Annotated in this window: 18 protein-coding genes; 6 read left to right on the top strand and 12 right to left on the bottom strand. The window is 66.7% G+C overall.

What is annotated here, in order from left to right; genetic code table 11:
• Positions 1-43: 43 nt before the first annotated feature.
• From modB to AC3IFE_RS03145, 3 genes are all read right to left on the bottom strand, one after another.
• Entirely contained in the window at positions 44-721 is a 678-nt protein-coding gene (gene modB / locus AC3IFE_RS03155; RefSeq protein ID WP_489189576.1) for a molybdate ABC transporter permease subunit, read from the bottom strand.
• A 10-nt stretch (positions 722-731) separates the two neighbouring features.
• Positions 732-1,526, bottom strand: a complete 795-nt coding sequence (modA, locus tag AC3IFE_RS03150; protein ID WP_489189575.1) for a molybdate ABC transporter substrate-binding protein — start codon at positions 1,524-1,526, stop codon at positions 732-734.
• Between the two features lie 119 nt (positions 1,527-1,645).
• Entirely contained in the window at positions 1,646-2,344 is a 699-nt protein-coding gene (locus AC3IFE_RS03145; RefSeq protein WP_089469308.1) for a phosphatase PAP2 family protein, read from the bottom strand.
• Between the two features lie 259 nt (positions 2,345-2,603).
• On the opposite strand from AC3IFE_RS03145, the gene AC3IFE_RS03140 reads away from it, so the two are divergent.
• Positions 2,604-3,713: an extracellular catalytic domain type 1 short-chain-length polyhydroxyalkanoate depolymerase gene (locus AC3IFE_RS03140; protein ID WP_489189574.1), complete on the top strand. Its 1,110-nt coding sequence runs from the start codon at positions 2,604-2,606 to the stop codon at positions 3,711-3,713.
• An 80-nt stretch (positions 3,714-3,793) separates the two neighbouring features.
• Positions 3,794-3,970 carry a DUF3563 family protein gene (locus AC3IFE_RS03135; protein WP_069618521.1) on the top strand — a complete coding sequence of 59 codons (177 nt, stop codon included), beginning with the start codon at positions 3,794-3,796 and terminating at the stop codon, positions 3,968-3,970.
• A gap of 116 nt (positions 3,971-4,086) precedes the next feature.
• On the opposite strand, the gene AC3IFE_RS03130 is transcribed toward AC3IFE_RS03135, so the two are convergent.
• The 5 genes from AC3IFE_RS03130 to AC3IFE_RS03110 form a co-directional block, all read right to left on the bottom strand.
• A complete protein-coding gene (locus AC3IFE_RS03130) occupies positions 4,087-4,506 on the bottom strand; it encodes an organic hydroperoxide resistance protein (protein WP_489189573.1) in 420 nt (139 codons plus the stop codon).
• A gap of 155 nt (positions 4,507-4,661) precedes the next feature.
• Positions 4,662-5,114, bottom strand: a complete 453-nt coding sequence (locus tag AC3IFE_RS03125; RefSeq protein WP_489189572.1) for a MarR family winged helix-turn-helix transcriptional regulator — start codon at positions 5,112-5,114, stop codon at positions 4,662-4,664.
• 200 nt (positions 5,115-5,314) lie between these two features.
• Positions 5,315-6,124, bottom strand: coding sequence for a BPSS1780 family membrane protein (locus AC3IFE_RS03120; RefSeq protein WP_489189571.1), 810 nt, complete (start codon positions 6,122-6,124; stop codon positions 5,315-5,317).
• Positions 6,115-7,113 (bottom strand): homoserine kinase, encoded by a 999-nt coding sequence (locus AC3IFE_RS03115; protein ID WP_050011351.1) that lies wholly within the window; start codon positions 7,111-7,113, stop codon positions 6,115-6,117. Before AC3IFE_RS03115 ends, AC3IFE_RS03120 begins: the two co-directional genes overlap by 10 nt.
• 99 nt (positions 7,114-7,212) lie before the next feature.
• The gene (locus tag AC3IFE_RS03110) at positions 7,213-7,608 is read right to left on the bottom strand and encodes a hypothetical protein (RefSeq protein ID WP_006486478.1); all 396 of its coding nucleotides are present in this window, start codon (positions 7,606-7,608) and stop codon (positions 7,213-7,215) included.
• A gap of 129 nt (positions 7,609-7,737) precedes the next feature.
• Between AC3IFE_RS03110 and AC3IFE_RS03105 the strand changes: the two genes are divergently transcribed.
• A complete protein-coding gene (locus AC3IFE_RS03105; protein WP_050011350.1) occupies positions 7,738-9,264 on the top strand; it encodes an AMP nucleosidase in 1,527 nt (508 codons plus the stop codon).
• A gap of 115 nt (positions 9,265-9,379) precedes the next feature.
• On the opposite strand, the gene AC3IFE_RS03100 is transcribed toward AC3IFE_RS03105, so the two are convergent.
• Together AC3IFE_RS03100 and AC3IFE_RS03095 are read right to left on the bottom strand one after the other, a co-directional pair.
• The gene (locus tag AC3IFE_RS03100; RefSeq protein WP_089469313.1) at positions 9,380-9,649 is read right to left on the bottom strand and encodes a hypothetical protein; all 270 of its coding nucleotides are present in this window, start codon (positions 9,647-9,649) and stop codon (positions 9,380-9,382) included.
• A 381-nt stretch (positions 9,650-10,030) separates the two neighbouring features.
• Positions 10,031-10,789 carry an LOG family protein gene (locus AC3IFE_RS03095; protein WP_089469314.1) on the bottom strand — a complete coding sequence of 253 codons (759 nt, stop codon included), beginning with the start codon at positions 10,787-10,789 and terminating at the stop codon, positions 10,031-10,033.
• A gap of 1 nt (position 10,790) precedes the next feature.
• Between AC3IFE_RS03095 and polA the strand changes: the two genes are divergently transcribed.
• The 3 genes from polA to AC3IFE_RS03080 all read left to right on the top strand — a co-directional run bounded on the left by polA (position 10,791) and on the right by AC3IFE_RS03080 (position 16,364).
• Positions 10,791-13,544: a DNA polymerase I gene (polA, locus tag AC3IFE_RS03090; protein ID WP_489189570.1), complete on the top strand. Its 2,754-nt coding sequence runs from the start codon at positions 10,791-10,793 to the stop codon at positions 13,542-13,544.
• Between the two features lie 278 nt (positions 13,545-13,822).
• Complete coding sequence (locus AC3IFE_RS03085) at positions 13,823-15,157, top strand: NAD(P)/FAD-dependent oxidoreductase (protein ID WP_489189569.1); 1,335 nt, start codon at positions 13,823-13,825, stop codon at positions 15,155-15,157.
• Positions 15,158-15,488: 331 nt separating this feature from the next.
• Entirely contained in the window at positions 15,489-16,364 is an 876-nt protein-coding gene (locus AC3IFE_RS03080) for a dienelactone hydrolase family protein (protein WP_489189568.1), read from the top strand.
• A 69-nt stretch (positions 16,365-16,433) separates the two neighbouring features.
• Here the strand turns inward: AC3IFE_RS03080 and AC3IFE_RS03075 are convergent, their stop codons facing one another.
• Entirely contained in the window at positions 16,434-17,303 is an 870-nt protein-coding gene (locus AC3IFE_RS03075) for a sulfurtransferase (RefSeq protein WP_489189567.1), read from the bottom strand.
• Positions 17,304-17,379: 76 nt separating this feature from the next.
• Positions 17,380-17,822, bottom strand: a 443-nt coding sequence (locus AC3IFE_RS03070) for a transposase (protein WP_489189566.1), incomplete at its 5' end; no start/stop codon positions are given.

Raw genomic sequence — 17,822 nt, 5'->3', positions numbered from 1 at the left:
CCGGCTGCCGGATGACGGGCGCGATACGGGCGGCGCAGGTGCTTCATGTCAACTGGCTCCGCCGGGCGCGCGACGGCACGAGCCAGCCGGTCGCGAGCAGCACGAGCACGCAGGTGATCGACGTCACCAGCACGAGGAAGTTGGCCGTGTTGTCGTCGCCGGCCTGCACGGCCGCGTAGATCGCGACCGACAGCGTCTGCGTGCGGCCGGGCAGGTTGCCGGCGATCATCAGCGTCGCGCCGAATTCGCCGAGCGCGCGCGCGAACGCGAGCAGCGCCCCCGCGAGGATCCCGCGCGCGGCGAGCGGCAGCGTCACGCGGAAGAACACCGCGGCTTCACCGAGCCCGAGCGTGCGGGCGGCGCGCTCGAGATGCGGATCGACGCCCTCGAACGCCGCGCGCGCCGATTTCAGGATCAGCGGAAACGCGACGATCATCGACGCGATCACCGCGCCTTGCCACGTGAACACCAGTTCGATGCCGAACGTGTCGAGCCACGCGCCGAACACGCCGCGCCGGCCGAGCAGCACGAGCAGGTAATAGCCGAGCACGGTCGGCGGCAGCACGAGCGGCAGCGTCAGCACGGAATCGACGACGTCGCGCAGCGGCGAGCGCCAGCGTGCGAGCATGAACGCGGCCGCGACGCCGAGCACGATGTCGAGCGCGGTCGCCCAGCCGGCAACCTTCAGCGACAGCAGCAGCGGGACCCAGGCGTCTTGCATCGCGATTTGCTCACTTGGCGGACTTGAAGCCGAACGTCGACAGCACGGCCTGCCCCTGCGGCGACGCGACGAAATCGATGAACGACTGCGCCTGCGCGGCGTGGCGGCTGTCCTTGACCACGGCGATCGGGTAGGTGATGGCCGTCTGGGTCGGCACCGTCAGCGCGATCTTCACGCGGCCCGGCATGATCGCCGCGTCGGTGCCGAACACGAAGCCCGCGTCGACCTCGCCGCGCGCGACGTAGTCGAGGCTCTGGCGCACGTTGGCGGCCAGCACGCCCTTCGCGCTGACCGCATCCCACACGCCGGCCGCGCGCAGCGCGCCCTCGGTGTAGCGGCCGACCGGCACCGAGGCCGGATCGCCGTACGCGATGCGCTTCACGCCCGGCGCTTTCAGGTCGTTCAGCGACGCCGGCGCGGGCGCGCGGCTGTCCGCCGGCACGATCAGCACGAGCGAGTTCGCCGCGAAATCGCGGCGCGTGCCGGGCACGATCACCTTCTCGTTCACCGCGCGATCCATCGCCTTCTGGTCGGCCGACGCGAACACGTCGGCCGGTGCGCCCTTGGCGATCTGCTGCATCAGCACGTCCGATGCGCCGAAATTGAACAGCACGTTGGTGTCCGGATGCTGCTTCTCGTACGCGTCGCCGACGGCCTTGAACGCGTTCGTGAGGCTGGCGGCCGCCGACACGACCAGTTCGTCGGCGGCGCAAGCGGGTGCGCTGAACGCGACCGCGGCGGCAAGCGTGGCGATCGGCAGCAGGCGAAGCAGGGTGCGGCGAAGCGGACGGACGGTTGAGCGCATGGAGGTTCGTCGTGAATGGATGGAAACCGTAATCGTAATATAGGGCGGGTTATAACGCTCGGCATAGTGCTCATGCGACGGTGCGCATGAAATGGTCGGACGTGAAAACGGGCGGCCGGTTACGCGTGAAGCGTGGGCGGCGCGGATCGGGTGCGCTGCAGCGACGACGGCTGCGACGCGGGATGGTAGTTCGGATTGGCCTTCCAGCGCGCGCGGACGAATGGGCGCTCGTGGCCCGACAGTTCCAGCGCGACCTTGGTGACCCAGCGATGCGACGGCACCGTGAGGCCGTGCAGCGCCACGGTGACGAGCGCGAGGCTCGCGACGACCGCCGGCACCGACCAGCGGTGCGGCGTCGCGCGCCACGAGCCGGCGATGAACGTGAGCGCGGCGACTCCGCCGACGAGGCAGCCGGTAATCGATTCGGACGGCGAATGCGCGTCGAGCGCGACCCGCGACACGCCGACCGCGACGCCGGCCGCCAGCCCGAGCGCGATGCCGGCGAGCCGCACCGGCGTGCGCGTGCGGATCAGCGCGAGGAAAATCGCGACCGGATACACCGACGTCGACAGCATCGCATGGCCGCTGAACCCGGTGAAATCCCACGCGCGGATGCCGATGCCCCAGCCGAGGAACGCGATCTTCGTGAGCGCCACCACGCCGATCGCGGCCGCGAGCACGCCGAGCCACGCGGCCGCACGCTGCCACGAGTAGCCGAGCGCGAGCCAGACGGCGATCGTGATCGCGAGCGGCAAGGTCAGGCCGGCGCCGCCGAACGCGGTAATCATGATCCACAGGTGAGCGGGCAGGTCGAACATCGGGAAGGGGACGAACGAAGGCGGGGACAATGCTTAAATCAACGCGCGAGCCGGGAAGAACGACTACAACGGATACAAGCGACGAAACCCCAGTATAGCGCCGCGTCCGCATGAGGCCCGTTTTTTGCGCGACCGGGCACGATCGACGAGCAGGAAAAATCCTGGAAACAATGTTATGGTGCATTGCACAAAGTCGAACGATGCATCCGTTGTGGCGCCTCTCATGGCGCCCTATTTTTCCTGACTGCGAGCCCGATCGATGACCAAAAGTCTGACCAAGGTATGGCTGGGCGGCATGAAACGCATGCTGTCCCCGGTCGCCAAGCGCGCGGCGCGCGACGCGCAGCGCATCACCCGCGACGCACTCGAGGCCGCGGCCTCTCCTGCCGTATCCGATCCGTCCCCCCCTCGCGAGTCGCGTGTGCGACCGCGCGCGGCCGCGTGGGCGGCCGGCGAGTGGACGCGCGGCGAATATCCGATGGCGCCCGCGCTCGGTCGCCTTGTCCAGAACCTCGCGTACGGGCTCTACGTGCCGTCCGGCCGCCGGCGTGGCGCGATGCCGCTCGTCGTGATGCTGCACGGGTGCCAGCAGTCCGTCGACGAGTTCGCGCAGGGCACGCGGATGAACCTGCTGGCCGACAAGCACGGCTTCGCGGTGCTGTATCCGGAACAGTCGCTGCGTGCGCACGCGCATGGGTGCTGGCACTGGTATGAAGACACCGACCGCGCGGGGCGGGGCGAGGCGGACACGGTGGCGGCGCTGGTCGACGCGCTGGTCGACGAGCACGGTTTCGACGCGTCGCGCGTCTACGTCGCGGGGCTGTCGGCCGGCGCGGGGCTCGCTTCGCTGCTTGCGCTGCACCACCCGGACCGTTTCGCGGCGGTCGCGTTGCACTCGGGCCCCGCGCTCGGCGAAGCGAATTCCGGCATCACCGCGATGGACGTGATGCGCCGCGGTTTGCGGCAGAACCCGGCCGCGGCGGTCGATGCGCTGGTCGACGCCGGCGCGTATCCGGGCATGCCGGCGCTGATCGTCCAGGGCGACGGCGATCATGTCGTCGCGCCGAAGAACGCCGATCAACTGACCGTCCAGTTCATGCGCCTGAACGGGCTCGCCGACAGCCGGGGCGCGCTGCGCGGCGGCGAGCGCGTCGAGACGCGCAAAACGGGCGTCCAGATTACCGATGTATGCCGCGACGGCGAGCCGGTGGTGCGGCTGTGTCACGTGAAAGGGCTGGATCACGCGTGGGCCGGCGGCGACGAAGCCGTGCCGTTTCACGCGGCGGTCGGCCCCGACGCAAGCGTGATGATCTGGGCTTTTTTCGAAACCCGTCGTCGCACTGTGGCGACCGAACGACGCACCGTTTGATCGGTGCTGGTCAAAGCCTAGGGTTTTCCCTATAATTCGGGAAAACCCTAGTCAAGAACCTTTGAACAGCGAGATCGACCATGTACCTGCTGAGCCACCTCTTCCTGATGCTGACCAAGAACGCTGAAAAGGCTGCGAAAGAGCGCGCCGACGCGTACCTGGCCGAAGCCACCGACATCTACGATCTCGAATTCCGCATGCGCAAGATCGATCGCGACGCGGCAATGAATCGTCCGTATTCGATCGGCGCGCGCTAAGCGGCGCGCGCGGGCCTGCCGGCCCGCCGTTTCGATGCATCGCGCAAAAGGGCGCGTGCGGCATGGTGCCGCACGCGCCCTTTTTGTATTCGCGTGAAACCCGAACCGGCGTCGTGTCAGACGATCGTCAGGCGCACCGGCACGTTGTTGCGCGTCGCGTTCGAATACGGGCACACGTGGTGTGCCTTGTCGACCAGCGCTTGCGCGTCGTTCTTGTCGAGCCCCGGCAGCGACACGCGCAACTCGATGTCGAGCCCGAAGCCGCCTGCATCGTTCGGGCCGATGCCCACTTCCGCCGTTACTTGCGTATCGGCCGGCAGCGTCTGCTTGTTCTGGCCCGCGACGAATTTCATCGCACTCAGGAAGCAGGCCGAGTAACCTGCGGCAAACAGTTGCTCCGGATTCGTGCCTTCCGCGCCCGTGCCGCCGAGTTCGCGCGGCGCCGCCAGCTTCACTTCCAGCTTGTTGTCGGCGGATACTGCGCGGCCGTCGCGGCCGCCGGTGCTCGTGGCGCTGGTCTTGTACAGAATGTTCATCGTGCAGCTCCTGTCGGGAAGAGAGGGAGAAAGCGGTCCGGTCAAACGGGATGTCGCCGGCCACGACTGAAATATAGAACACTAATGATTTGTGTGCAAATTAAATTTTGAAGAAAAACCCGGCGTGCCGGGCGGGTCGCTTCATGCGCGAAGTGTCAGCGTTCGTTGGCCACCGACAACGCGTCGCGCAACTGCTGGAGATCGGCGCGCAGCCTCACCAGGAATTCGGGTGTCTGTTGCATCGCGCAAAAAAGGTCGGCGGGCACCGAGTGCGCGCGGTCCTTCAGCGCACGGCCTTCCGGCGTCACGCGCACGTTGACCACCCGTTCGTCGGCCGCGCTTCGCACGCGCTCGACGTAGCCGAGCGCTTCCAGCCGCTTGAGCAGCGGCGTGACCGTGGCCGGATCGAGGTCGAGCCGCGCCGAGACGTCCTTCACGGCCATGTCGTCGCGCTCCCACAGCACGAGCATCGCGAGATATTGGGGATAGGTCAGCGACAACTTGTCGAGCAGCGGCTTGTACGCCTTCGTCATCGCGTGCGAAGTCGAATAAAGCGCGAAGCAGAGTTGCTCGTCGAGCGTCTGGGGCAGCGGAGGCAGGCGATCCATGATTCGGGTAGCGCATCGGATGCGCGAACGATTTGTACGCAAATTATTTTGCGCGCAAAAGATCGCGTTGAACAGGGGCGACCCGCAGCGTTCGATACCGGAAGAAGGGGGAGCAGAAGCGCGCCGCGCGACGCCGCGGTGCGGGAAAACAGCGCGCCGGCCGGCGGCGGGCAGCCCGCGCCGGCCGGGAGAGCAGTCAGTCAGCGGCCCGACGTCGTCGTCGTGGCGCCCGGTTCCTGCACGCCGAAGCAGCCGCGATAGGTCGCATAGAACGAGCAGTACAGCATCGTGACGATGATGATCGTCACCGGCATCATGATCGTGAGCGCATACGCGCCGGCGCCGAGCGCCTGCAGCAGCAGCGACAGCACGAGCGACGTGCCGAGCGCGACGCCGAACCACAGCACGCCGTACACGACGAACGCGCCGCGATTGCGCCAGCAACTGACGACGCTGAAGAACAGCGCCTTCGCGGGCGGGACGTCATGCCACGCGACCAGCACCGGCGCGAACCAGAACAGCATCGCGACCGGCAGATAGAGCAGCGTCGCGAAGAACAGCGCGCCGAGCGTGCCTTGCGCGGCGAGCGTCTCGGGCGTCGTGTTCGCTTCGTCGGCCGCACCCATCATCACGTGGAACAGCGCGCCGCCGTCCACGAACGACGACGCGGCGAACACCAGCACCATCGACGCGACGTAGATTACGCCGAGGACGAGCAGCCGCTGGGTCGCGACGGCGCCGTACGAGCGAAAGCCGTCGACGAGGATCGTCGGCATCACGGTCTTGCCGGCCACCGTGTCGCGGCACGCGGCCATGAAGCCGACCGCGATGCCGGGAATGAACACCAGCGGCAGCGCGGAGCCGATCACGGGCACCCTCGACACCAGCGTGATCGCGAGTAGGTACGTGAAGAACAGCGTGATGAACGCGAGCGGGTTCCGGCGGAACAGCCAGATGCCTTGACGGAACCAGACATAGCCCGTTTTCGCGGGCACTTCGATCAGTTGCATGCGGTTTGGATCTCGGGAAGCGCGGGCGTATGCGCGATACGCTCACGCAGAATGCGTTCGAAATGGCCGGGGTCGTGCGGCTTGAGCATCTCGGCCGCGCGTGGCAGGTAGAAGTCGTACAGGCGCGACACCCAGAAGCGGTATGCGCCGGCGCGCAGCATGTCGCTCCAGTGGCGGCGTTCCTCGGCCGTGAACGGCCGCACCGTCTGGTACGCGCGCAGCAGCGCGTCGGCGCGCGCGACGTCGAGCACGCCGGTCGCGAGGTCGACGCACCAGTCGTTGACGGTGACCGCGACGTCGAACAGCCACTTGTCGCAGCCCGCGAAATAGAAGTCGAAGAACCCGCCGAGCCGCACGTCGTGGCCGGTGCCGGGCGCCGCGTGCGCGAACAGCACGTTGTCGCGGAACAGGTCGCAATGGCAGGGGCCGGCCGGCAGCGCCGCATAGTCGTCCGACGCGAAGAAGCCGGCCTGGTGCGCGAGCTCGCCTTCGAGCAGCGTGCGTTGCGCGTCCGTGATGAACGGCACGATCGCCGGCACGTTCTCCTGCCACCACGGCAGGCTGCGCAGGTTCGGCTGGCTGCGCGGATAGTCGCGCCCCGCGAGGTGCAGGCGCGCGAGCATCTGCCCGACCTCGATGCAGTGTTCGACGCCGGGCGCGAGTTCGGCCGCGCCGTCGAGCTTCGTGACGATCGCGGCCGGCTTGCCGTGCAACTCGCCGAACAGCGCGCCGTCGTCACGCGGGACCGGGTCCGGCACCGGCACGCCGTGGGCGGCGAGGTGGCGCATCAGGTCGAGGTAGAACGGCAGCTGCTGCGCCGTGAGCTTTTCGAAGATCGTGAGGACGTATTCGCCGCGCGTCGTCGTCAGGAAGAAATTGCTGTTTTCGATACCGGACGGAATGCCGCGGAACGCAAGCACGTCGCCCAGTTCGTAGTGGCGCATCCATTGCGCGAGATCGGAGTCGGAAACAGCGGTGAAAACGGCCATGCGGGATGCGTCAGGTCAGGGTGTCGGCACGCGGGCGGCGTGCAGCGCGACAGCAGATGAAGGGGCGGCGCGGCGCGGTCGGTGTGCGGCGCCACGGAATCAGTAGCGCAGGTTCAGCGACGGCAGGCGCGTGATCGGGATGCCCGCGTCGTGCGGCTTCGGCGACGTGTCGGGGGTCGAGCTCATTTGGTAGCGCGTGCCGAAGTTCGACTTCACGTCGATTTCGACCGGCTTGCCGCGGTCGCGGTACTCGGTGACCTCGGTGCCGTTCTTGCTCTTTTCGTGGAAGCTCGGCGTGCGGCGGATGTCGGCGAAGTCCACTTTCGACGTGACTTCGGCGCCCGGCCGGTTGATCTTGCGGAGATCGGGCAGGCCGGCGGCTTCGTTGGCCTCGGCCCGGGCCTGCGCGTCGGCGTCAGGCGTGCCGCCGGCGGCGTGAGCGACGCCGGCGGCGGCAAACGCGACGGCAGCGGCGACGAAAATGAGCGGCTTCATGATGAGTCTCCAGTGAACCTACCGATTTTAGCAAATACTGCGCGCCATCCGGCCCCGGCGTGCGCAGGGGCGGCCATAAGGGCGACCGGGTTCCGTGGTAATGTCGTCGGATCAGACGAGGTGATGAAAATGAAGAACGATTTGAGCCGCCGGCACCGTGTGCTGTCGCCCGAAAGCCCGTCGATCGAGGCTTTCGACGATCCGATCGCTGCCGTCGCGCGGCTGTCCGCCATTTACGACACGAATACGGGCTTCCTGCGCGATGCGTTCGCGCGCTATCGCCGCCACGAAGCGATTACCGAGCACGTGCGCGCGTGCTATCCGTTCGTGCGGATCCGCACCGACGTCAACACGCACGTCGATTCGCGCCGCTCGTACGGCTTCGTCGCGGGCCCCGGCGTGTTCGAGACGACGGTCACGCGCCCCGATCTCTTCGCGAACTACTACCGCGAGCAACTGCGCCTGCTGGCGAAGAACCACCATGTGAAGATCGAGATCGGCGTGTCGTCGCAGCCGATTCCGATCCATTTCGCGTTTCCGGAAGGCATCCATCTCGAGGGTGAACTCGATCGCGACCGCCTGCTCGCGATGCGCGACATCTTCGATACGCCCGACCTGTCGTATCTCGACGACCGCATCGTCAACGGCACGTTCGAGCCGGCGCCGGGCGAGCCGCATCCGCTCGCGCTGTTCACCGCCGCGCGCGTCGACTTCTCGCTGCATCGGCTGCGCCACTACACGGCGACGTCGCCCACGCACTTCCAGAACTACGTGCTCTACACGAACTACCAGTTCTACATCGACGAGTTCGTGAAGCTCGGCCGCACGATGATGACGGAAAGCGACGATCCGGAGGTGCGCGCGTACCGCAGCGAATACAGCGCGTTCGTCGAGCCGGGGGACGTCGTGACGTACAACGCGAACCTCGGCGGCGAGCCGGCCGAGGGCACCGCGCCGCCGCGCCTGCCGCAGATGCCCGCGTATCACCTGAAGCGCGCGGACGGCAGCGGGATCACGATGGTCAACATCGGCGTCGGCCCGTCGAACGCGAAGACGATCACCGATCACATCGCGGTGCTGCGCCCGCACGCGTGGGTGATGCTCGGTCACTGCGCGGGGCTGCGCAACACGCAGCGCCTCGGCGACTACGTGCTCGCGCACGGCTACGTGCGGGAAGATCACGTGCTCGACGCCGACCTGCCGCTGTGGGTGCCGATCCCGGCGCTGGCCGAAGTGCAGCTCGCGCTCGAGCGCGGCGTGGCCGAGGTCACGCGGCTCGAGGGCGTGGAACTGAAGCGCGTGATGCGCACGGGCACGGTCGCGAGCGTCGACAACCGCAACTGGGAGCTGCGCGACCATCGCGAGCCCGTGCAGCGGCTGTCGCAGAGCCGCGCGATCGCGCTCGACATGGAAAGCGCGACGATCGCCGCGAACGGTTTCCGCTTCCGGGTGCCGTACGGCACGCTGCTGTGCGTGTCGGACAAGCCGCTGCATGGCGAGCTGAAGCTGCCGGGCATGGCCGACACGTTCTATCGCGGGCAGGTCGACCAGCATCTGCAGATCGGCGTGAAGGCGATGGAGATCCTGCGCACGAACGGGCTCGACAAGCTGCATAGCCGGAAGCTGCGGAGCTTCGCGGAAGTGGCGTTCCAGTAACGACACACGGCGCAACGGCGTCCATCACGACAAAGGCCGCACGCGAACTTGCGTTCGCGTGCGGCCTTGTTCTTTTCGTTTCGGCGCGAAGGCCGGATGGCCCGCGCTCAGGCGTTCAGCATTCGCCCTTTTTCGCGTGCCCCGGCGGGCAGTGATAGCCGCCATGGCCGCGATGACGCTCGTGATCCTCCCACTCGCGGCGTTCCCAGTAACGACGGCCGTCCCAGTAGCGGTCGCCGTGCCAGCCGACGATTACCGCCGGTGCGGGAGCGACCACGACCGGCGCGGGCGTGCCGATGTTGACGTCGACGTTGACGGCGTGAGCGAGGCCGGACAGCGAAAGGCCGAGGCCGGCGAAAGCGAGGGCGATCAGCGAGCGTTGCATGTTCTTTTCCGTGGTGTCGTGATGAATGGGCCGACGCGACGCGATGGAAGCGAGGGGGACCGTCCCACCGGGGGAACGCCGCGCCGACAGAATGCAGTGTGCTGCCGGGCGACGGAAAAGGCGAGTCGTGATTATTACGGAGGATTGGCGGTGCGTGCGCGCGCGAAGGGCCATCCATTTGACAGTGGCGGGCCGCCGGTGCGGCTGATCCCGTCGCATGACGCAGCGCCGACGGCGGGATTTGACATTCGACCGCGCGCGGCGGCGAACGGGTATTAACGGCGCGTTACAAAATCGCGCCCGGCGAGCGGCCGGCACGCGTTGCTCATTGCGTGCCAGGCACGACAGCCGGCCGTCGGGCCGGCTACCGTCACCGACCGGTTACAGATAGAACATCCGGTCTTCCTCGGGGCGCGGCGGATGATCGTCATCGTCCGAACCTTCCTCCTCGCCGCTGTCCTCGTAGAACGCGAGCACCGCGTCGAGCACCTGGTCGGGATCGTCGATCACCTGCATCAGATCCATGTCTTCCGGATTGATCAGGCCCATCGGAATCAGTTGATCGCGGAACCATTGCAGCAGCCCCTGCCAGAATTCGCTACCGACGAGGATGATCGGCACGAGGCGCGATTTCTTCGTCTGGATCAGCGTGAGCACTTCTGACAGTTCGTCGAGCGTGCCGAAGCCGCCCGGCATCACGATCACCGCGTCCGAATTCTTCACGAACGTGACCTTGCGCGTGAAGAAGTGGCGGAAGCGCAGCGAGATGTCCTGGTAATGGTTGCCGGCCTGCTCGTGCGGCAGCTCGATGTTCAGGCCGACCGACGGCGCCTTGCCGGCGTGCGCCCCCTTGTTCGCGGCTTCCATGATGCCGGGGCCGCCGCCGGAGATCACCGCGAAGCCGGCGTCCGACAGCTTGCGGGCGATCTGCACGGCGAGCTTGTAGTGCGGCGTGTCGGGTTTGAGGCGGGCAGAACCGTAGATGCTGACAGCCGGGCGGATCTCCGACAGGTACTCGGTCGCCTCGATAAACTCTGCCATAATCGTGAACATCTGCCACGATGCGCGCGCCTTCTTGGCCGTCGCGCGCTCTTGATCTGCGAGCGAACGCAGACTCGGAATCACTTTTCTCTTGTTCATAATGCCTGAAGAACGAAATCTGGAAGGTAAGACCCTGCTATTGGTTGACGGTTCGAGCTATCTGTATCGGGCTTACCATGCGATGCCTGATTTGCGTGGCCCTGGCGGGGAGCCGACCGGAGCGCTCTACGGAATCATCAACATGCTGCGCCGTATGCGCAAGGAAGTCAGTGCAGAGTATAGCGCTTGCGTGTTCGATGCAAAGGGCAAGACGTTCCGCGACGACCTTTATGCCGACTATAAGGCAAACCGTCCGTCGATGCCGCCCGATCTCGCGTTGCAGGTCGAGCCGATCCACGGCGCGGTGCGCGCGCTCGGCTGGCCGCTGCTGATGGTCGAAGGCGTCGAGGCCGACGACGTGATCGGCACGCTCGCGCGCGAAGCCGAACGGCACGGGATGAACGTGATCGTGTCGACCGGCGACAAGGATCTCGCGCAGCTCGTGACCGGCCGCGTCACGCTCGTCAACACGATGACCAACGAGACGCTCGACCGCGACGGCGTGCTCGCGAAGTTCGGCGTGCCGCCCGAGCGCATCATCGACTATCTCGCGCTGATCGGCGACACCGTCGACAACGTGCCGGGCGTCGAGAAATGCGGGCCGAAGACGGCCGTGAAATGGCTGTCGCAATACGACAGCCTCGACGGCGTGATCGAACACGCGGCCGAGATCAAGGGCGTGGTCGGCGACAACCTGCGCCGCGCGCTCGATTTCCTGCCGCTGGGCCGCCGGCTCGTGACGGTCGACACGGCCTGCGATCTCGCACCGCATCTCGACTCGATCGAAGCGTCGCTGAAGAGCGACGGCGAGGCGCGCGACCTGCTGCGCGACATCTTCGCGCGCTACGGCTTCAAGACCTGGCTGCGCGAAGTCGAGAGCGCACCGGCCGAAGGCGGCGGCGCCGATGCGCCGGAAGGCGAGCCGGCCCCGCTGATCGCAGCCGACGTCGCGCGCGAATACGACACGATCCAGACCTGGGAACAGTTCGACGCGTGGTTCGCGAAGATCGATGCGGCCGCGTTGACCGCGTTCGACACCGAGACGACCGCGCTCGATCCGATGCTCGCACGGCTCGTCGGCCTGTCGTTCTCGATCGAGCCGGGCAAGGCGGCCTACCTGCCGGTCGCGCACCGCGGCCCCGACATGCCCGAGCAGCTTCCGCTCGACGAAGTGCTCGCGCGCCTGAAGCCGTGGCTCGAGTCGCCCGATCACAAGAAGGTCGGCCAGCACCTGAAGTACGACGCACAGGTGCTCGCGAACTACGACATCGCGCTGAACGGCATCGAGCACGACACGCTGCTCGAATCGTACGTGCTCGAATCGCACCGCACGCACGACATGGACAGCCTCGCGCTGCGTCATCTGGGCGTCAAGACGATCAAGTACGAGGACGTGGCCGGCAAGGGCGCGAAGCAGATCGGTTTCGACGAAGTGGCGCTCGCGCAGGCCGCCGAATACGCGGCCGAAGACGCGGACATCACGCTGCAGCTCCATCACGCGCTGTATCCGCAAGTCGCGCGCGAGCCGGGCCTCGAGCGCGTGTACCGCGAGATCGAGATGCCGGTGGCGCTCGTGCTGCGCAAGATGGAGCGCACCGGTGTGCTGATCGACGATGCGCGCCTGCACGCGCAGAGCACCGAAATCGCGACGCGCCTGATCGAGCTCGAGGGCCAGGCGTACGAACTGGCAGGCGGCGAATTCAATCTCGGCTCGCCGAAGCAGATCGGGCAGATCTTCTTCGAGAAGCTGCAGTTGCCGGTCGTGAAAAAGACGCCGAGCGGCGCGCCGTCGACGGACGAGGAAGTGCTGCAGAAGCTGGCCGAGGACTACCCGCTGCCGAAGCTGCTGCTCGAGCACCGCGGGCTGTCGAAGCTGAAGTCGACCTATACCGACAAGTTGCCGCGCATGGTGAACCCCGCCACCGGCCGCGTGCATACGAATTATGCGCAGGCGGTCGCGGTGACGGGCCGCCTTGCGTCGAACGATCCCAATCTTCAGAACATTCCGGTGCGCACGGCCGAAGGCCGGCGCATCCGCGAGGCGTTCATTGCCTCGCCGGGCCACCGGATCGTGTCGGCCGACTATTCGCAGATCGAACTGCGGATCATGGCGCACATCTCGGGCGACGCGTCGCTGCTGCGCGCGTTCTCGCAGGGCGAGGACATCCACCGCGCGACGGCCGCCGAGGTGTTCGGCGTGACGCCGCTGGAGGTCAATTCCGACCAGCGCCGGATCGCGAAGGTGATCAACTTCGGGCTCATCTACGGGATGAGCGCGTTCGGGCTCGCATCGAATCTCGGTATCACGCGCGACGCGGCGAAGCTCTATATCGACCGTTATTTCGCGCGCTATCCGGGCGTCGCGCAGTACATGGAAGACACGCGCGCGGCGGCCAAGGAGAACGGCTACGTCGAAACCGTTTTCGGTCGCCGCCTGTGGCTGCCCGAGATCAACGGCGGCAACGGTCCGCGTCGCCAGGCGGCCGAGCGCGCGGCGATCAATGCACCGATGCAGGGCACGGCGGCCGACCTGATCAAACTGTCGATGATCGCCGTGGACGACTGGCTCACGCGCGACCGGCTTGCGTCGCGCATGATCATGCAGGTGCACGATGAACTGGTGCTCGAGGTGCCCGAAAGCGAGCTGTCGCTCGTGCGCGAGAAACTGCCGGAAATGATGTGCGGCGTCGCGAAGCTGAAGGTGCCGCTGGTCGCCGAAGTGGGCGCCGGCGCGAACTGGGAAGAGGCACACTGACGCACCCCGTACGATTCCTTGCTGCCCGCGGCATATTGTTGCAGGGATGCCGAATATCGAGATGGTTTGCTTGTGGTCAACGCGCAAGCTCCCGGACAATGCATGTCAGTCATGCCATTGACGCGGGGCGGCGCGCCCCGCGTGCCGGATCGGCCGCATCGAAGTGCTTCGAACTGCACATCGATGGTGTCCGAACCGGTTAATCCACCGGGCTGTGCGAATGCATCGCGTTTGCTTTATCCGGCGGCAGCAGTTTCGAATCGCAAAGGGGGAATCGGATGCATCGGATCATCATCGTAGGCGGAGGCGCGGGCGGCCTGGAACTGGCGACGCGGCTCGGCGACCGTTACGGCGCACGCGGCAATCGTCCCGCGCGTGCGCTCGTCACGCTCGTCGACCGCAATCCGACGCACATCTGGAAACCGCTGCTGCACGAGGTCGCGGCCGGCAGCATGGATCCGTTCACGCAGGAGCTCGAGTATGCGGCGCAGGCGCGCTGGCACGGCTTCGAGTTTCAGCAGGGCGAGCTGACCGCGCTCGACCGCGCGGCGAAGCACATCACGCTGTCGCCCATCAACGACAGCGACGGCGAGGAACTGTTGCCGGCGCGCGAGCTGGAATACGACACGCTGGTGATCGCGATCGGCAGCACGACCCACTTCTTCGGCGTGCAGGGCGCGCCGGAAAACGCGATCGCACTCGATACGGTCGGCGAGGCCGAACGCTTCCGCAAGCGGCTGATCGCGGCATGCATGCGTGCCGAGCACCAGGCGCCGGCGCCCACCGCGCCGGGCGAGTCGACCGAGCCGCGCATCCAGGTCGTGATCGTCGGCGGCGGCGCGACGGGCGTCGAGTTGTCCGCGGAACTGCGCAATACCGCGCAGGTGCTGTCCGTGTACGGGCTGCACAAGCTCGATCCGCGCCATGACGTCGGCATCGTGCTGATCGAATCGGGGCCGCGGATCCTGCCGGCACTGCAGGAGCGCGTGTCGGCGGCGACGGCCGAACTGCTCGAAAAGCTCGGCGTGCGGCTGATGCTCGGCGAGCGCGTGACCGAGGTGGCGCCCGGGTTCGTGCATACCGCGAGCGGCAAGGCGGTGCGCGCGGATCTGACGGTCTGGGCGGCCGGCATCAAGGCGCCGTCCGTGCTCTCGCACCTCGACGGCCTTCAGGTCAACAAGCTCGGTCAGCTCGACGTGCGCCGCACGCTGCAGACCTTCACCGACGACAACGTGTTCGCACTCGGCGATTGTGCGGCCTGCGCATGGCCGGGCAACGAACGCAACGTGCCGCCGCGCGCGCAGGCGGCGCACCAGCAGGCGAGTTTCCTGCTCAAGGCGATCGGCTGCCGGCTCGAAGGGCGCCCGCAGCCCGAGTTCACGTATCGCGATTTCGGCTCGCTCGTGTCGCTCGGTCACTTCAGCGCGGTCGGCAACCTGATGGGCGGGCTGATCGGCGGCAACATGCTGATCGAAGGGCTGTTCGCGCGTTTCATGTACATGTCGCTGTACCGGCTGCACATCGCGGCGCTGCACGGTTACCCGCGCATGATGCTCGACACGGTCGCGCACTGGCTGCGGCGCACGACGCTGCCGCGCGTCAAGCTGCACTGATCGCGTCGTTGCGCGTGGCGCGGGCGGGGAATGCGCCTATCGTGCGTGTTCGCCGCCCGTTTTTCTTTTCGGCTCACACGGATTCGGTCGCGCGTCGACGCGCGATACGGGCCGCCGTGCGATGACCGATTCGGCGGGCGCCGCCACGCGTCGTAATCGAGTCTTACACATCCGACAGTTGACGCGACAACGGATTATTGGGCATCTTGTCCGGGTTTTCGTTTGCGGCGGGGTGCCAACCGCCGCGACCTCCGCGCCGCGTGGCGGTGCGATGCCCCGTCATGTCGTATCCGCGATCGTGACGGCGGCGCCCCAATCGAGGAGTGCATTCATGTTGAAACCCGAAGTCGACAGCCTGGTCCCCCACGTCCCGTTCTCGCGCCGCAAGTTCATGCAGGCTGCGCTCGGCGGCACCTTCGCGGCGGCCGTGCTGCCCGTGTCGGCGCAGACGGTCACGACCGACAGCGCCGGGCTGGACATCGACACCATCGAGATCCGCTCGGGCGATGCGAGTATTCCGGCGTATCGCGCCCAGCCGGTCGACAAGACGAACCTGCCGGTCGTCATCGTGATCCACGAGATCTTCGGCGTGCACGCGCATATCGCCGATGTATGTCGACGCTTCGCGAAGCTCGGTTATCTCGCGATCGCGCCCGACCTGTTCGTCCGGCAGGGCAATGCGGCGAAGTATCCGACGATGAAGGAGTTGTACGACCACATCATCAGCAAGGTGCCGGACCGGCAGGTGACGGAGGATCTCGATGCGACCGTCGCATGGGCCGGCAAGAACGGCGGCGACCTGTCGCGTCTCGGCGTGACGGGGTTCTGCTGGGGCGGCCGCCAGGCGTGGCTGTATGCGGAACACAATCCGCACGTGCTGGCCGCCGTGGCGTGGTACGGGTTCGTCGAAGGCAAGACCGACGAGATGACGCCGTTCAATCCGGTCGACCATGCGTCGTTGCTGAAGGTGCCGGTGCTCGGGCTGTATGGCGAGAAGGATCAGAACATCACGCAGGCGTCGCTCGCGGACATGCGCAAGGCGATCCAGGCGAGCGATTCGAAGCGCGCGCGCGAATCGGAGATCGTCGTGTATCCGGATGCCGGTCACGCGTTCTTCGCCGACTACCGGCCGAGTTACGTGAAGGGCGATGCCGAGGACGGCTGGAAGCGCGCGATCGAGTGGTTCCACAAGTACGGCGTGATGTAAACGACGAGCGGTGGCAACTGCCGCCGCGGCATCGGCCGCCGCATCATCGTCGTCGCGCCGCGCGGGTGCTCAAGGATTCGGGCCGGTCGCGATCGGTCGCGACGGATCGGCGCTCCATTCGCTCCACGAGCCCGGGTACAGCGACGCGCCGTGCAGGCCGGCCACTTCCAGCGCTAGCGCGTTGTGGCATGCGGTGACGCCCGAGCCGCATTGCAGGATCACGCGGTTCGGCTCGGTGCCGGCCAGCACGGTCGTGAATGCCTCGCGCAGTTCATGGCCGGTCTTGAAGCGGCCGTCGGCAGTCAGGTTGTCCTTGAAGAAACGGTTGCGCGCCCCCGGAATGTGGCCGCCCACCCGGTCGATCGTTTCGTTTTCGCCGCGATAGCGATCCGGTGCGCGGGCATCGATCACGACGCGCGCGGGCGACGACACGTTCGCGAGTACGGCCGCCGCATCGACCGTCGATTCGAGCGGCGTGGCCGAGCGGAAGTCGCCGGCGGCCGGTTGCGGCACGTCGGTCGTCAGCGGCTGGCCGGCCGCTTCCCAGGCTTGCAGACCGCCATCGAGCACGGCAACCGAATCGTGGCCGAGCCAGCGCAGCAGCCACCACAGGCGCGCCGCATAGGCGCCGCCTTGCGCGTCGTACGCGACGACCTGCTGACCCTGCTTGAGGCCACGGCTGGCGAGCAGCGTCGCGAGTGCGTCTCGGGTCGGCAGCGGATGGCGGCCGTTGGTGCCCGTCTTGCGGCCCGACAGGTCGCGGTCGAGATGAAGATATTGCGCGCCGGGGAGGTGGCCGGCCGCGTAGGCGGTTTCGCCGACGCCGGGGTCGACGAGATCGAAGCGGCAGTCGAACAGCGCGACGCTGCCGGGCGCCGCGGCCAGGCGCTCGGCGAGATTGGCGGCGGAGATGAGCGTGGTGTAATGAGTGTGTGGCATGACGACTCCCTGGAGTGCAAATGGCCTGACACTCCAAGTCTAAACAAAAAAAGACGGGCCGAAGCCCTAATGCCGTTCAGTTAAGGTTCTTTTTAAGGACGCGGACGGCATAGCGTTTTGGCACGGCCTTCACGGCCCGCTCGAATTTTCGAGCGGGCCGTTCTTCTTTGAGTAGCGCGACCAGACGTAGTCGCAGTCGTTGCAGCAGGGCTGGGAGTTTGCCCTGCGCACGGGTAACCGCGGCCCAGTGCAATTCGTACTGGATGACGTGGAAGGCGCGCACGAAGCTAATCTCGGTCGGCTCGCACTTCACCGCAAGCGCGGCCTTGGCAATCTCCAATCGCACGAGGTTGTAGGCAATCAGCGCGCCCCAGATTTCCTGATACACCCCCTCAACGCTGCGGCTGCGCAGGATCGGCGCCATGCCCATCATCGTCTGCTTGAGTTCTCGATAGCTGGTTTCAATTTGCCAGCGGCGCGCATAGCAGGCCACGATATCGGCGCTCGTGTAGCGTTTTC

The sequence above is a fragment of the Burkholderia sp. APQ4-4ca genome, from assembly GCF_057837105.1.
Note: the sequence above shows the minus strand (reverse complement) of the source record. Positions and strands in the feature narration are given on the sequence as shown.

What these genes read in the sequence shown, in the direction of transcription:
- modB (WP_489189576.1), bottom strand. Translation starts at nt 721, where the DNA reads ATGCAAGACGCCTGGGTCCCGCTGCTGCTGTCGCTGAAGGTTGCCGGC.
- modA (WP_489189575.1), bottom strand. Translation starts at nt 1,526, where the DNA reads ATGCGCTCAACCGTCCGTCCGCTTCGCCGCACCCTGCTTCGCCTGCTG.
- AC3IFE_RS03145 (WP_089469308.1), bottom strand. Translation starts at nt 2,344, where the DNA reads ATGTTCGACCTGCCCGCTCACCTGTGGATCATGATTACCGCGTTCGGC.
- AC3IFE_RS03140 (WP_489189574.1), top strand. Translation starts at nt 2,604, where the DNA reads ATGACCAAAAGTCTGACCAAGGTATGGCTGGGCGGCATGAAACGCATG.
- AC3IFE_RS03135 (WP_069618521.1), top strand. Translation starts at nt 3,794, where the DNA reads ATGTACCTGCTGAGCCACCTCTTCCTGATGCTGACCAAGAACGCTGAA.
- AC3IFE_RS03130 (WP_489189573.1), bottom strand. Translation starts at nt 4,506, where the DNA reads ATGAACATTCTGTACAAGACCAGCGCCACGAGCACCGGCGGCCGCGAC.
- AC3IFE_RS03125 (WP_489189572.1), bottom strand. Translation starts at nt 5,114, where the DNA reads ATGGATCGCCTGCCTCCGCTGCCCCAGACGCTCGACGAGCAACTCTGC.
- AC3IFE_RS03120 (WP_489189571.1), bottom strand. Translation starts at nt 6,124, where the DNA reads ATGCAACTGATCGAAGTGCCCGCGAAAACGGGCTATGTCTGGTTCCGT.
- AC3IFE_RS03115 (WP_050011351.1), bottom strand. Translation starts at nt 7,113, where the DNA reads ATGGCCGTTTTCACCGCTGTTTCCGACTCCGATCTCGCGCAATGGATG.
- AC3IFE_RS03110 (WP_006486478.1), bottom strand. Translation starts at nt 7,608, where the DNA reads ATGAAGCCGCTCATTTTCGTCGCCGCTGCCGTCGCGTTTGCCGCCGCC.
- AC3IFE_RS03105 (WP_050011350.1), top strand. Translation starts at nt 7,738, where the DNA reads ATGAAGAACGATTTGAGCCGCCGGCACCGTGTGCTGTCGCCCGAAAGC.
- AC3IFE_RS03100 (WP_089469313.1), bottom strand. Translation starts at nt 9,649, where the DNA reads ATGCAACGCTCGCTGATCGCCCTCGCTTTCGCCGGCCTCGGCCTTTCG.
- AC3IFE_RS03095 (WP_089469314.1), bottom strand. Translation starts at nt 10,789, where the DNA reads ATGAACAAGAGAAAAGTGATTCCGAGTCTGCGTTCGCTCGCAGATCAA.
- polA (WP_489189570.1), top strand. Translation starts at nt 10,791, where the DNA reads ATGCCTGAAGAACGAAATCTGGAAGGTAAGACCCTGCTATTGGTTGAC.
- AC3IFE_RS03085 (WP_489189569.1), top strand. Translation starts at nt 13,823, where the DNA reads ATGCATCGGATCATCATCGTAGGCGGAGGCGCGGGCGGCCTGGAACTG.
- AC3IFE_RS03080 (WP_489189568.1), top strand. Translation starts at nt 15,489, where the DNA reads ATGTTGAAACCCGAAGTCGACAGCCTGGTCCCCCACGTCCCGTTCTCG.
- AC3IFE_RS03075 (WP_489189567.1), bottom strand. Translation starts at nt 17,303, where the DNA reads ATGCCACACACTCATTACACCACGCTCATCTCCGCCGCCAATCTCGCC.